Source organism: Sinorhizobium psoraleae, from assembly GCF_013283645.1.
Lineage (GTDB): Bacteria > Pseudomonadota > Alphaproteobacteria > Rhizobiales > Rhizobiaceae > Sinorhizobium > Sinorhizobium psoraleae.
In genome coordinates, this window is the sequence record NZ_JABEKV010000014.1 from 12,370 (window position 1) to 25,259 (window position 12,890).

The 12,890-nt window shown below is 59.8% G+C and carries 12 protein-coding genes; 5 read left to right on the forward strand and 7 right to left on the reverse strand.

Going from position 1 to position 12,890, the window contains the following annotated elements; genetic code table 11:
* Positions 1 to 542: 542 nt before the first annotated feature.
* From ILFOPFJJ_RS35705 to ILFOPFJJ_RS32400, 3 genes are all read right to left on the reverse strand, one after another.
* Positions 543 to 749, reverse strand: coding sequence for an omptin family outer membrane protease (locus ILFOPFJJ_RS35705; RefSeq protein ID WP_376741490.1), 207 nt, complete (start codon positions 747 to 749; stop codon positions 543 to 545).
* A 204-nt stretch (positions 750 to 953) separates the two neighbouring features.
* The gene (locus ILFOPFJJ_RS36370; RefSeq protein ID WP_312032774.1) at positions 954 to 1,337 is read right to left on the reverse strand and encodes an omptin family outer membrane protease; all 384 of its coding nucleotides are present in this window, start codon (positions 1,335 to 1,337) and stop codon (positions 954 to 956) included.
* Positions 1,338 to 1,497: 160 nt separating this feature from the next.
* Positions 1,498 to 2,748, reverse strand: a complete 1,251-nt coding sequence (locus ILFOPFJJ_RS32400; protein ID WP_173514544.1) for an IS110 family RNA-guided transposase — start codon at positions 2,746 to 2,748, stop codon at positions 1,498 to 1,500.
* A gap of 2,196 nt (positions 2,749 to 4,944) precedes the next feature.
* Between ILFOPFJJ_RS32400 and ILFOPFJJ_RS32405 the strand changes: the two genes are divergently transcribed.
* The 4 genes from ILFOPFJJ_RS32405 to ILFOPFJJ_RS32420 all read left to right on the forward strand — a co-directional run bounded on the left by ILFOPFJJ_RS32405 (position 4,945) and on the right by ILFOPFJJ_RS32420 (position 9,243).
* Positions 4,945 to 6,777 (forward strand): PHA/PHB synthase family protein, encoded by a 1,833-nt coding sequence (locus ILFOPFJJ_RS32405; RefSeq protein WP_173514545.1) that lies wholly within the window; start codon positions 4,945 to 4,947, stop codon positions 6,775 to 6,777.
* Between the two features lie 428 nt (positions 6,778 to 7,205).
* The gene (locus ILFOPFJJ_RS32410; RefSeq protein ID WP_173514546.1) at positions 7,206 to 7,655 is read left to right on the forward strand and encodes a hypothetical protein; all 450 of its coding nucleotides are present in this window, start codon (positions 7,206 to 7,208) and stop codon (positions 7,653 to 7,655) included.
* Between the two features lie 635 nt (positions 7,656 to 8,290).
* A complete protein-coding gene (locus tag ILFOPFJJ_RS32415; RefSeq protein ID WP_173514547.1) occupies positions 8,291 to 8,686 on the forward strand; it encodes a hypothetical protein in 396 nt (131 codons plus the stop codon).
* Between the two features lie 104 nt (positions 8,687 to 8,790).
* Positions 8,791 to 9,243 (forward strand): hypothetical protein, encoded by a 453-nt coding sequence (locus ILFOPFJJ_RS32420; RefSeq protein ID WP_173514548.1) that lies wholly within the window; start codon positions 8,791 to 8,793, stop codon positions 9,241 to 9,243.
* A 38-nt stretch (positions 9,244 to 9,281) separates the two neighbouring features.
* On the opposite strand, the gene ILFOPFJJ_RS32425 is transcribed toward ILFOPFJJ_RS32420, so the two are convergent.
* Positions 9,282 to 9,941, reverse strand: a complete 660-nt coding sequence (locus tag ILFOPFJJ_RS32425) for a DUF6647 family protein (RefSeq protein ID WP_173514549.1) — start codon at positions 9,939 to 9,941, stop codon at positions 9,282 to 9,284.
* Between the two features lie 227 nt (positions 9,942 to 10,168).
* On the opposite strand from ILFOPFJJ_RS32425, the gene ILFOPFJJ_RS32430 reads away from it, so the two are divergent.
* Entirely contained in the window at positions 10,169 to 11,098 is a 930-nt protein-coding gene (locus ILFOPFJJ_RS32430) for a helix-turn-helix transcriptional regulator (RefSeq protein ID WP_173514550.1), read from the forward strand.
* Positions 11,099 to 11,423: 325 nt separating this feature from the next.
* Here ILFOPFJJ_RS32430 and ILFOPFJJ_RS32435 read toward each other — a convergent pair whose 3' ends face one another.
* The 3 genes from ILFOPFJJ_RS32435 to ILFOPFJJ_RS32445 form a co-directional block, all read right to left on the reverse strand.
* The gene (locus ILFOPFJJ_RS32435; protein ID WP_173514551.1) at positions 11,424 to 11,696 is read right to left on the reverse strand and encodes a DUF2933 domain-containing protein; all 273 of its coding nucleotides are present in this window, start codon (positions 11,694 to 11,696) and stop codon (positions 11,424 to 11,426) included.
* A gap of 26 nt (positions 11,697 to 11,722) precedes the next feature.
* Positions 11,723 to 12,346, reverse strand: coding sequence for a Spy/CpxP family protein refolding chaperone (locus tag ILFOPFJJ_RS32440; protein ID WP_173514552.1), 624 nt, complete (start codon positions 12,344 to 12,346; stop codon positions 11,723 to 11,725).
* Between the two features lie 94 nt (positions 12,347 to 12,440).
* A complete protein-coding gene (locus ILFOPFJJ_RS32445; protein ID WP_246299976.1) occupies positions 12,441 to 12,647 on the reverse strand; it encodes a phosphoketolase family protein in 207 nt (68 codons plus the stop codon).
* Positions 12,648 to 12,890 lie beyond the last annotated feature (243 nt).

A 12,890-nucleotide genomic window follows, 5' to 3' on the forward strand; every position in this document is an offset into this window, starting at 1 on the left:
CGGGGGCCCCTTGCCCTCCCCTGCTGTCGGGTTGGCGATCTACGCGATACGATGTGCGCCCTGCACTCTGAAGTGCAAACGATTGAAAAGTTGCGGAACGGTTTTTTTGAATTCCCTCCGGCAGTTGGCACGTTTCTCGCCTCTCTCGTTGCCGGCGCAGGAACTGCCGTCGGGCAGCACCAGGCGCTCGCTTGAGCGCGAGAAACGGAGACCACAATGAAGACCGATATGGCAGCCTACGGTGTAACCGAATTAACTCCGCAAGAAGCATCTGCGACCGGCGCTTCGGCTATTGGGCGAACGCGTCCATATAGTCTGGACATACCGTGAGGCCGGCTACCTACTTCGGGTTCACGGCAAAGATAGTAAGGCACGGCGGATGCCTGAGCAGATGCGTTTTGGACGAGCTGATGAGAAGGGCCGCAGCTGTGACAGCGGCTCGACGAAATGTTGCTGCGCAGGGGCAACCTCGAACAAGCCCCTGGCGCCCTCCGATTTCGATCTTAGCAATGGGTTGACGCTCGTGTTGACGCCTTTGTCAATCAGAACGAGCCCTTGAGCCCGAAGGAGACCGAGATCGACTGGAAGTTCGCGCCGGCCCCGTCCTTTGTCCAGGGGGAGCGTGTGCCCTTTGCGATATCGTCTATTTGCATATCGCCGCCTTTGTGAAACACCCGCTCGAATGAACCGGAAAGATAGAGCGAAGCACCTGGAGTCAACGCGTAGTTGGCCGCAATAGTGGCGCCGATTGTCGGCGCTCCATGTCATCATGATAGCGGACATGATAACGCGAGCCGCCAAAATGGTCGTCAACACCCCTGATACCAAAGCTCAAGCCACCCTGAATGCCACCGCTGATGGTAAGATCGCGGAATGCCTGTTCGCCGCTCAGGCTGACGAAGGCAACCGGAATCTGTTGCCGGTAGCTGATGCCCTTTTCCCAGTCTGGCCATTCAAGGGGTATATCGCGGAAGCCCTCCTCGCTCGAATGAGTCCCCCCATCCGCGGTAGGCCGTCCACTTGACGTCGGTATAGCGCAAACCGGCGCCGACCGCGACACTGCTGGTGTCATTGCCGTAGATGATCCGGTCCAATTCGATCGCTCCGGCGACATAGTGATCGAGTTCGGTGAGGGGATGGATAGAGCGGTGGCTCCAGTCATGGTGCCCGCGGCTCAGCCAATCGTAGTCGACCAAGTGACCGTTGCCGCCGGTGCCAACGTTGACGCTGCCGTTCAAGCTCCAGTCGTTGTCGATCTGCGCGTCGGCACCGACGGTGAAAAGGGTAATGCCCTGGCTCCTCCAGTTCAGCTGGCTGCACTTGTGGCCCTTGCTCACCCAACCTGATTCTGTGCACGCGCCGACGCCGGGATAGACAAATTCCTGGGCCTTGATGTTGGCAACCCAATTCCGCCGAGGACGATGAAATTGCCATCGTCGGAGGAAAACAGAACGTCGTCTGCGGCGGCGAATGACGGGGGGGGGGACTCCCCACCGTTTAACTAGCGGATTTTTGAGCGGCCAGAGAGGGGTCGAAGGTCGTGCCAGTTTTGAGCATAGCGCAGGCGACGGCAAGAAGGCGGTCGGCGACAGATCGCAGGGCTCGACCATGGCTGTGACCTCGGCTTCGAAGGGCGGCGTATTTCAATCGGCTTCGGAGGTCGTGTTGAACGGCGACGCGCGCCCAATGGTACATGGCGTTGGCCAGTCGGTCATGGCAGGCCTGTCTTCTGACGACGATGCAGCTCTTGCCCGAGCGCTTGGTGACCGGCGCGACTCCTGTCAAGCTGCGCAAGGCGGCGTAGTCACGCCGCTGCAGGGCATCGAACGCTTCTGCGAGCAGCGTGGCGAGGACGATCCTTCCCACTCCCGGCAAGGATGCGAGGATCTCCACGTCATGCTGCTTCTTCTGCCCCGGCTCCGCCTCCGCGGTTGCGATAAGGCTGACGGTCAGGCCATCGAGCCGATGATGCGCCTGTTTGAGCTGCCGGTTGACGAGGCGAATGCGGGCAATCAGCGTGGTGACGTGGGCGCTAGCGGATTCAGTCGTTCCGGCGGCGACCTTGAGCGGCGGCTGGCGCAATATATCGAGCACGCGGGCGGCGTCGAAGCGGCGGATGCGATGGCGCTTGAGAAGCTTGGCGATCGTCGCCTCGCGGATGCGCGCGGCTTTGTCCGGTGTCGGCACGGTCTCCCAGAGGTCGAGCAACCACCCTGCCCCGAGGTCGTTTTCGAGCTCAAGCAGCGCGGGGAAGTAGCGCCAGAGCTGCTCGCGCATACGGTTCGTCAACCGGTTGCGCTCGGCGCTGAGGTCTTCGGCGATGCGCGACCACTCGCGCAATTCGATGCCGACGGGGTCGGAGACCGCGAGCAGCCGAAAGCAACGCGGATCGGTGCGCAGGGCGGAGACCATCACCTCGGCATCGCGGCTGTCGTCCTTGGCACCGGCCAGGGTGAAGCGGTCGCGGAAACGATCCATTTGCTTTGGATTGATGGCATGCACCTTGAACCCGCGCTTCATCAGCGTCTCGACCACGGGGCCGTACGGCACCTCGATTGCGACCTGGATTTCGTCCCCCTCAACCGCGCCGCTCGTCGCCATCAGCCAGGCCGCCATCTCGGCGAGCCCTTCGCCGCCGTGCCTGAAGACCCTTTCGTCGATTTTTCGGCCATCACCGTCCGTGAGGAACACATGATGGCTCTCCGACGCCCAGTCGACGCCAGCATAACAATGTCTTTGATCAGTCATGCCTTCTCCCCGTTCGAGCAGACGAGCCACCGCGACCTTCGCCGATCCCTGTACTGGCGCTCGGAAAAAGCTCAGGTCCGGCGCGAACTCCCCACGGGGCATCGATCACGGCCAATCCGACGGGGCACGCGTCCCCCCCAGGTGCTCGAGGCACAGGGGGCGGTAGGTCGCTCCCGACGAATCGGCTCGGTTCAGGGAGGCTACGCCAATTCGGGCCGTCGCCTATGGTGCACGCCACGTTTCGCTACGCTTCACGTCACGACACACACGGCGAGCATCCCAAGAACCGCAGTAGAAGGGTACAGGGGGCCGTCAGAAGGCAGGGGGTGACGGATCCGACGATGACGCGCTTCATCAGTTCGCCCAGCGCCTTGGTGTTGGGCCCAAGCTTTCTCCCGTTTGATGTCTGTTGTGGCGCATCAGACTTGTGCTCAGCGCGCGCCGCCGCTGTTGATGGACCGGCTTTGCGCTGCCCTCGCGCGGCAGGGCGGATCGGGCCGTTCGGCGACTGCACGTATGTTTGGAGCATGGTGTTGTCCTTTGCTGGAGAGCGATCGAATTGTCGGGACTGGACGGGAGCGCGGCATGGATACGCTGACGATCAAGGTGTGGAACCGTGCGGGCCAGCACCGGACCCTCGGCTCGGTGAGCGGCTCAACGATTTTGCCCCGCAGGGGCTCTATGGGGCGGGCAACCCGGCGCCTTGATACCCATTGTTGACCGCGCCGGGAAGGTTTGTCACCCCGGCACAAACGGAATGGATTGGCTGAGCCATTCCGGTTCCGGCGGAGGCGGACCTCGCTTGCACTGATCTCCGGATGGTGACTGCTTGTCCGGCGAGGCTGCATGGAGGAACTCCTGCTCATTCGTGCGATAGGATTGTCGCCTTTTGTCCAAGCAACTGCCGCGCCAATCGCAAAACCATTTCCAAACAATGGGATCACCCTAACAACGCGGCGTCTCATATCGGACGTATTGCCAAAGAGCCGACAAGGCGTGCACCTGCTGTCATGTGCTTGGAACTTTATCGTACCGGTGGCGATCTTTGCCCTCAGGATCTCAGCGCCGGCTGGGGCATGCCGTCCTGGGGTCTTGAGCCGTAAAAGGGCGTCTGTGGTGCGGCCGCTTCGATCCGGATCCGCGACCTGAGCAGCCTGTGTGCATGGTCACTATGGGACAGGGCAGCCAAGGCCCGCATAGGACCGAAGCCAACGCGGAACGCCCCTCCTTTGTTGCCTGATCTCCTCGAGCTCTCGGCGTCACTTGCGCTGCCTCAAAACTGTCGGGTTTGTCTAGGCCGCGACACGGCGCTGTTCGGCAAGGTGTCGCCGTATTTCATTGAAGCCATTGAAGTTCATGCCGGAACGGCTTTTTCAGGGCAGCTGGCACACTTCTTGAGTGTCTCTCGTGCGCGGCACGAGCTACCGCTGCCAGGATCATCGACTGACGGTTTGAGCGCAAAAAAGGAGACAACGATGAAGACGAAAATGACAGCCTCTGGTGTGACCGAATTGACTTCCCAAGAAGCATCTACAACTTCAGGAGAATTCGAGGGCTCATCTTCAGGAGGATGCGGGGACCATTTATGGTACCGTTCCACCCCCTCCCCTTTCCATTCCCTTTGCCTCCTAAGCTACCCTGATTTCGTGACTCCTAAAGAACATAGGGGGTAAACCCCTATGGCTAACACGAGATGGCGGCGCGGGAGCAGCCTTTATCAGCAAGCTGTCGAGACCGCAGAGTTCCACGCGATGCGTTACGCGATCTTATTAGGCCGGGACGTGAACGCTCGTAACAAGCCGCGCACAGGGCTCGTGAAGACTGACGACCTGGTCGAGCTGCACGCTCAGCCCTGTGACCGCTGGATTTTCGAGAACAGGTCGGTCCACGCAGAGAAGGTCGCCGTGCCGGGTTTTGAAGTGTGGCCGACACGTACAACCGGGGTGCAACTACGATAAGATGCTTGAGGTTTTACGTTCCCGAGGTCCTATGTTGATGGCAAAGTTTGGCAAGAACGCACCGCCTTCCGCACGACGCCGTGCGCCTACCGAACAATGACGGACTTGAGCTCTTCTGTGCAAGTTGATGTGCCGTCCTACCGCTCAAGGCCACCCGAACCTGCCCGTCGATGCCACTTAAGGGAGTCCAAAAGGCTGACTTGCACAGACCTGAGAACCAGCTGAATGGAGTTTCGCGATGAAGACGTGTGACAGACCGGGCTTGGCCGCCGACCGCGCGACGGAAGCAGGGTCGGCCAACTCGATAGCGGCCCAATCGGCGCTGCCTCACGAAAACGAGGGCTCGGATGGTGAAGCATTTCGGGCGATCGATCGGATGCGTGAGGCTCTGAGTGCAATGGCGACAGGAGGTCTTTCACCTGCCGCATTGGCGCTCGCCTTCTTCGACTGGTCGATCCACCTCGCATCGGCTCCGGGCAAGCGGATGGAAATTGCCGACAAGGCAGCGCGGAATTGGGGCCTGCTACTGACTTACATGGCTGAAGCCGCCACGCGTCCGTACGCGCCGCCTTGCATTGAGGCGCTGCCGGGAGACAACCGGTTTCGCGCCGAGGGCTGGCAAAAGCAACCCTACACCGTCTGGGCTCAGGCGTTCTTGCTGTACCAGCAGTGGTGGCACAATGTTACGCGCAACGTCCCCGGCATGACACCGCACCACGAGGACGTCGTCTCCTTCACCGCGCGTCAGCTGCTGGACATGTTCTCGCCGTCCAACATTCCCTTCGCCAACCCGGAAGTGATCCACAAGGCAATGGAGACGGGCGGGGCGAACTTCGCGCAGGGATTCCGCAATTGGCTCGAAGACTGCAGCCGGCTGGCCATGAGGCAGCCCCCGGTCGGGACGGAAGCGTTCCGCGTAGGACGGGAGATCGCGGCGACGCCCGGAAAGGTCGTCTACCGAAACCACCTGATCGAGCTGATCCAGTATGCGTCCGCGACCGAGAACGTCCTGGCCGAGCCGATCCTGATCGTGCCCGCCTGGATCATGAAATATTACATCCTTGACCTTTCGCCGCATAATTCGCTCGTCCGCTATCTCGTGTCGCGAGGCCACACAGTTTTTTGCATTTCCTGGCGCAATCCGACCGCGAAGGACCGCGACCTCACTCTCGACGATTACCGGCGGCTGGGAATCATGGCCGCGCTCGATGCCGTCAGCGCCATCGTTCCTGAAAGCAAGATCCACGCGACGGGCTACTGCCTGGGAGGGACGCTTTTAGCGATCGCGGCGGCCGCGATGGCGCGCGCCGAAGACAAGCGATTGGCATCCGTGACGCTGTTCGCTGCCCAGACGGACTTCTCCGAACCTGGCGAACTGGCGCGCTTCATCGACCATAGCCAGATGCACTATCTCGACAGCATGATGTGGAACAGCGGCTGTCTCTCCGCCGACCAGATGGCGGGCGCATTTCAACTGCTGCGCACCAACGACCTCGTGTGGTCGCGCCTCGTCCACGACTACCTGATCGGTGAGCGCACCCCCATGAGCGATCTTATGGCGTGGAACGCGGACTCGACCCACATGCCCTACAGGATGCATGCGGAATATCTGCAGCGCCTCTATCTCGACAACGAACTTGCCTCCGGCCGTTTCATCGTTGACGGACGCCCGGCTCACCTCCAGAACATCCGCGTTCCCATGTTCGTCGTCGGGACGGAGCGAGACCATGTCGCACCGTGGCGTTCGGTCTACAAGATACATTATCTCACCGATACCGACGTCACCTTTGTGCTGACAAGCGGGGGCCACAACGCCGGCATCGTCTCCGAACCAGACCATCCCGGCAGACGTTTTCGCATCGCATTGACGCGCGAGGTCGATTCTGGCGTCAGTGCCGAGGAATGGGCCGCGGCAGCCTTATCGAAGGACGGCTCATGGTGGCCGGATTGGGTCGAGTGGCTTGCCAGTCATTCTGCGCCGGAACGGGTGGCGCCTCCGGCCATCGGCGCCCGCAAGAAAGGCTATCCCCCGCTCGATGATGCGCCCGGCACTTATGTGCTTCAGCGATAAAGCCATTCTAAGAGACAGTGATGGACCGTCACCGCCTAAAGGCATTCGAAGCTTAGTCGCGTCGGCCGCAGTCCTATCATTCTTTGCGGTTCCTGTTGATACATTATGCGATCTTCTGAGCACAGAACGAGAACGCCATTACGACCAGTGCCGGGTGACGCCCGTCTCTTGTTTCCCCCTCACTAATTCACCACTCGCTGCGATTCTATGGGTTCAGCACGTCGACTTCAGGTCGCAGTTGCTACCTAAATGCGAAAATACCTCTTTAAATCGTTGGTTCCCTGTGCAAGGTTGTCGCCTGTCTACAACCATTTGTTTCTCTTCCAATCTGATTCAAAATGCGGCCAGAAGTCTTCGCACTATCTTCTAATGCATTCTGCGTCCTCCGCGCTTCTTATACTTCGACCGCCTCTGAGATCGCCGAATTGATGGATGAAGCACAGTTCGAAGGAACTGTCAGCGAGTCCGATCTCCACAAAGCTCAGCAAGCGCTCGTGACCCCAAGGCTAAGGCTGGCTGCAGAACTTGGGTGGCTGCCGGAACTCAGCCAGGCTCAGATCGAGAAAATCTTCGATCGTCGGCTGACTCTTTCCAGCGGGATGCTGCTCTCATCCGTCGAAATGCTGCCCGAGCTGGCCCGAGCCAACTTGATTGCGGATCTTTGCGGGCGGCAGGCGACCGGCGTCGACGTGGTCAACGCATTAATGGCTTCATGGGATGCCCTCGACAACAGTTCGGTGTTTGACTTCCTTGGCTCCGGACGGAAGGCAAGCGGGTTCTCGCGGCTGCCGGGCGGGGAGTACGCGTCGACATATTCTGGGGGCAGGAGGAGCAGGAGGCGGGGAAAAACTCCAGCCAGAATGCGATCGAGTTTATAAAGAAGGAACTTGCTGGGACCGGCAAGCGCGATCTGATTCGCATTCATCCTTTCAGCACCGGGTCGCACGCGAAATTTGTTATTGCCGATGATCGCACGAACGGCTGGGTTGGGCTGCTTGGCTCATGCAACTGGATGGCCTCCGCCTTCGAAAGCTTCGACGCCTCTATCAGACTGCGAGATTACAGGCTTCTCGGAGAGCTCACGAACTGCCTCTCGATGATGGCGCACTCGCGGCTCGGCGTCTGGAACGAAACATCACAAGACTTCGCAACGCTGAGCCGCCGAATAGCGGCGCTGCCCGAAAGGGGCGGCCGCAAAGCGCGCATGCGATTGCTGTACACCGGGGACCACAGCGAAGTTCCGTTGATAGCTCGAGCCGAGGCGCAAGAGCGCATTTTTGTGTATGCGACGTCCACGCCCCATCGCTTTTTCAGTTGCAGCGATCTGAGGTTGATCAGAAGTCCGGCGGCAAGAAGTCATAGGCGCAGATACAGCGAATCTCCCTCGCCCCGCGAAACCGCATTGACTCTATCACAAACGAGAACATACCAAGAACATTTATCGGCGGTGCGGCGCCAAAATCCGAAACCTCGGGGACCACAAGACCGCCTTGCGCGGCAGAGAAGGTGTGCCTTGCGAACGCTCGAAGATGAGATCACAAACATGATCGCGGTAGATTTGGCCGTTCTGAAGCCTCATCAAAGGCGCGCGATTGCCGGTCTCGACCAGTACCGCCGCCCTGTTGAAGTTCGTGGCGTTCAGGAAGTCGCCGGCAAGATGGCCGAGTCTTTCTGCGCCTTCGCCATCTTCGATGGAGACCAGGTGCTGCGCTATCCGGCCATCACGCCATTCGTCACTCAGACTCTCTACACAGTCCCGATCGAGTTGAGACGCGAGGGATGCGACAGGGACCGCCTCAAGGCTTCGGTCGCACGCGACCGGATGGCAAGATTGATATCGGCGGCGCTGCTCAAGCGCTACCGTTTCGAGCCGCTGCAAGAGACCACCGCGTCCTGCCATCCGAATTAGGACAAGATATTCGATGCACGGTTCGGCAAAGGGGCTGGCAGACGGACCGCCAAAGGTTGACGCCTGCCGGCGCCGCGAAACCCTTTCGCGAAGGAGGAACGAACATGCCGATGATCAATCCGCCGAAGGAAAGCCCGCCATTCGACCGGCAGCTCGACTGCGAGGAGGCGTTGGAGCGCCGCTTCCACGAACTCGCCCTGGCAGCCGAGGAGGACATCGCCCTTGCACTGATCAGCCTCGCCGAAAACTATCTCGGCGCAGACAGCGACGACACCGAGGATGGTGGACCGCGCTATTGCTCGAATCCGAGCCAGGTCGGCACCGCCTCGCTCCACCCGATCCTCTACCATGCGCTCCGAGACCGGCAAGACTTCCGCGATTTCGAGGGCTACAAGGCGGCTGTTCGATACTATCCCAGCCGGCTTCCTGCCGGCCACATCGAGTTCGCGCTCAATCCCAAGACGGGCGAAGTCTGCGCCATTCATGCCTGCCGCGTCGTAGTCGGGCCGGAACTGCCACGAAGAAGCTGCTCGAGCTCAAATATTACTGAATTTTAGCGCAGCCAAGCCAGTAGTTCGGCGCCTGCCTAAACGGCCTAGAGAATGCATTTTGAGCGAACAAACACGGTAAACGGATCGAGACCGAAATCTTTCAGCAGGTCACGGCCAAACATATGGAGCCACCGATCCTGCGCCTCGAAAGCCATTTCTTCTTTGGCGGCAGCACATTCAAATTTCAACCCGGCCAAATTCTGAATGTGATGAACCATCTCGTGTACTAGGACGGAGAGTTCGCTTGGAGTTTTGCCCGACCACCCCTCTGGCAGATAGATGATCTTCGCCTCATCGTCGTATATCGCAACAATGTCACCGGAAGCTTGCGCGCCGGAACCGCTGCTCAATCGGTCTGACGACATGTCCCGATATCGCAGGCTGACCATTCGTCTCTGCGACGCAAAGCCAATTGCAGGCAGTTCCTGTATTGCAGGCAATCCAAGTTCAGAGGACAGCCACGCGACAATTGCTTGCAGCAGAACTCTTTGTGAGGGCGCAGAGTCCATCTCCGCGGGAGATACACCCGGCTTGATGACGAGCCCGCTCGGCAGCAAAATGACCCTCGAGGCCAGAGCAGTTCCGGCGCTTGAAGGCGAGCCGTCGGAATCGGCCCCAGACGCCGGAGACGTTGTCGTTGCCGAAACGACCAGAATACAAGCTGCCGTAAGCCTTCCGATTGAGTGAGCCATCTGCGCCGACATGTGTTCACCTCAGCCGCCTGCCTTCGTCAAAGCCCCTCTTGGCGTCAAAGAAGCCATTCGGTAGGCGCTACCTCTATTCGCCTCCCGAAGACTGCGCGTTTCCCGGATTTCTGTCTTGGGCAGGAACGTACACGCTGTGATGGGAGGAGTGCGCGAATTGCCCAGAGTCGGCACGCGTGGTAAAAAAAGGTGCGGTATTTAAGAGCGTCGGCAGGGGGCATTGCCAGATGGCCGCGAAACGCGATCCAATCCACCGATGGCGGGAGGAATATGCACGACGGTGGCTTAGCATCGACTTCACGCCGCTGTCGGACACACCGTTCAGGGTTTCAGTTGAACCGATATTTGACGACCTCCGCATCGCACGGACTTCATTCAGCCCGGGCATTACCTTTCGCGACAAAGAACTCGTCAAGGATGGGGATAACGCGTTCAGCTTGCTGATCTCCCCGACCAGAAATCTCGAGATAAAACATCGTGGCCGCGAGCTCCGGCTGGGGATTGGTGATGCCACGCCATTACATGTTTCAGACACGGGCACGGTCGGGTCGGGAGAGGATTTCGCTTTCATTTCGGTTTTGATTCCGTGCTTGGAGTTGGAGGACCGTGTGGCTCATCCTGACGATGCGGTCATGCGACGCCTACCTCGGAACTCTGAGGTTCTGCGGTTGCTGCGCCACTATATTCGCTCTCTGGAGACGAGCCATTTCAACGGTTCGGCAGAGAGCCGCGAGCTCGTCCGGGGGCATATCGTCGACCTGGCGTCGCTAGCACTAAACCAGCACGATACTGTGGGCGAGAGCAAATTGAGCGCAGTGGTGGCCGCGCGCATCGCGATGGTTGTCGAGGAAATTGCGACCTCCTTCCACAAACCGGAGCTCAGCGTCGGATCGGTGGCACAATCTCTCAAAATCTCGCCCCGTTACGTGCAGCGGCTTCTGGAAATGACCGGCACATCGTTCACCGAGCGGGTGAACGAATTGCGACTGCAGAGAGCCCTCCTGATGTTGGCGGGACGGCGCAATAACCGCCAGCGAATATCCGACATCGCCTTCCAAGTGGGGTTCTCCGATCTGTCCCACTTTAACCGTTTGTTCCGCGCTCGCTTCGGCGAACCGCCAAGCAGCGTTCGGGAGTATGCCCCGAAGTGGGACTGAACACAGCTACAGAGCCGGTCCGCGCCGGCTCTGCTTTAAATTCCAAGAGCCACGGCACAACAGGTTCGTTTAGCCGGTTTGCGTTCGAGCTTCCGTTGTCTCGATTCGAGGCAACAGCAGTCAGAATGACTGACAGTCACCGCGGCGGAGGCCCAACCGGCGAACTCGGCTGCGAATGCTCTCCCAACCTTTTTCGTGGTTTGACGGGAAATTCCCCGAATAGGGCTCGCGCCACTCCCGACGCGCGCCCGCGGGACACAGCCTGAACCTGAATCACGCTCCCGGCGGAGCGACATCGCGAGCAATCGTCGCTGCGATGTTTAATCTACGCTTCAGGCGTTTGCTCTCCCAGCTCAATGGCATGTGTGTGCGCTCCATGCCGTCCGTGTCCGTGATGTAACATGTGCAGGAGCGGACAAGCGAGCACGAGCAGGTATGGAAGATAGCCGAGCACGTGCACCCGATGCTCTGACAGCAGCAGAAATCCGACAATCAGTAGAAAGCCGATCAGTGCGATAGCAGTTTTCGAGCGCCAGGAACGCGCTGGGTCTTCGGTGGTGCCGTGGTGGTGTGAGTTTTGTTGAGCTTCGCTGCTCATCGGAATGACCTCCCAGGCCGCTTCAGCTACATCATCCCCATCATAGGAGGCACGAGCAGCTTGTCGGCCGTTATCTTCTGCGCCCCCTCGAACGACTGATAGAGGGGAACGAGAACGGCTTTCAGCTTTCGTACGCTTTCGAGGCGGCTGGCCAGCGATCTTTCTCCCACTTCAACACGCTGCAATGGCGTCGCGGCTGCACCACCCGCCCGTCCCACCGCACCCTGCGCCGGCATCATGCCATCCATCATGCCCCGGGTGTTAGCACGCAGAACCTCGGCGAACGCGTTCCACAACGGCTCTTGTTCAGGCGTTATCTTGAGTTCCGCCTTCAGGAACGCGATGCGCCCCTCGATGTGTTCGGGGGCCATTATCTGGGCCATCGCACCCATACCGGTCTGCCCCGTTTGACCTTGCCCGGCAGCCATCATGCCGCCGGCCATCGTCTGCATCATGCCGCCCATCATATCACGGCACATCATGCCGCCTGGCATCGCGGCGACCGCATTCGCGGCGGGAGCCGCCGGCTCCACAGCTTCTGCACCTTGCTGCCCGCCTGTGGCCTCGGGATGGTGTGCGTCTTCTGCAAAGCCGGGCGTTGCAAGCATAAGCATTGTACTCGCCAGCAGGATTGTCCGCAGTGTCGCCATTTCGCTTCTCCTAACCTCCGGTGAAGGACTGGCTTTCAAGGTACAACGGCTGGAACGATCTACATTGACGCGGATCAAGTTCGCCAAGCATCCATCACTGCGCGTCAACGGGGGACGCCAACCATCGCCAGTTCCGTATCTCCGGCAAGTCCGCGCCATTCTCCTGGATGTAGGCGTCATGTTCCGCGAGCTTGCTTTCGACGAAGCGGGCGAAGCCTTTCCTCATCGCGGGCAGCGAGGGGACACGTTCGACTACCGCCTTGGCAGGATGGAAACGGTCGAGCCTGTTGAGCACGGTCATGTCGGGGTCGGGGTCGTTCCTTCGTCCTGGTAGCCATGGACATGGAAGTTGGCGTGTAGGGATATTGGCTGGGGGCCCTGCGGGCCCGGTGTCGTTCCCCAGTGGCCGAGCAGGCGAAGCTTCACATGTGCAAACGTAAGCTTCTGCTGGTTGTCGCGAAGACGATTTTCCCCACCGAAAGATAGTTTGCGGCCGCCAATAGGTGTCCATCCGCTCCACAAGGTCGGTCGCAAGGCGACCGTT

What these genes read in the sequence shown, in the direction of transcription:
- ILFOPFJJ_RS32405 (WP_173514545.1), top strand. Translation starts at nt 4,945, where the DNA reads ATGAAGACGTGTGACAGACCGGGCTTGGCCGCCGACCGCGCGACGGAA.
- ILFOPFJJ_RS32440 (WP_173514552.1), bottom strand. Translation starts at nt 12,346, where the DNA reads ATGGCGACACTGCGGACAATCCTGCTGGCGAGTACAATGCTTATGCTT.
- ILFOPFJJ_RS32445 (WP_246299976.1), bottom strand. Translation starts at nt 12,647, where the DNA reads ATGACCGTGCTCAACAGGCTCGACCGTTTCCATCCTGCCAAGGCGGTA.
- ILFOPFJJ_RS32420 (WP_173514548.1), top strand. Translation starts at nt 8,791, where the DNA reads ATGCCGATGATCAATCCGCCGAAGGAAAGCCCGCCATTCGACCGGCAG.
- ILFOPFJJ_RS32435 (WP_173514551.1), bottom strand. Translation starts at nt 11,696, where the DNA reads ATGAGCAGCGAAGCTCAACAAAACTCACACCACCACGGCACCACCGAA.
- ILFOPFJJ_RS32400 (WP_173514544.1), bottom strand. Translation starts at nt 2,748, where the DNA reads ATGACTGATCAAAGACATTGTTATGCTGGCGTCGACTGGGCGTCGGAG.
- ILFOPFJJ_RS32410 (WP_173514546.1), top strand. Translation starts at nt 7,206, where the DNA reads ATGGATGAAGCACAGTTCGAAGGAACTGTCAGCGAGTCCGATCTCCAC.
- ILFOPFJJ_RS32425 (WP_173514549.1), bottom strand. Translation starts at nt 9,941, where the DNA reads ATGTCGGCGCAGATGGCTCACTCAATCGGAAGGCTTACGGCAGCTTGT.
- ILFOPFJJ_RS32430 (WP_173514550.1), top strand. Translation starts at nt 10,169, where the DNA reads ATGGCCGCGAAACGCGATCCAATCCACCGATGGCGGGAGGAATATGCA.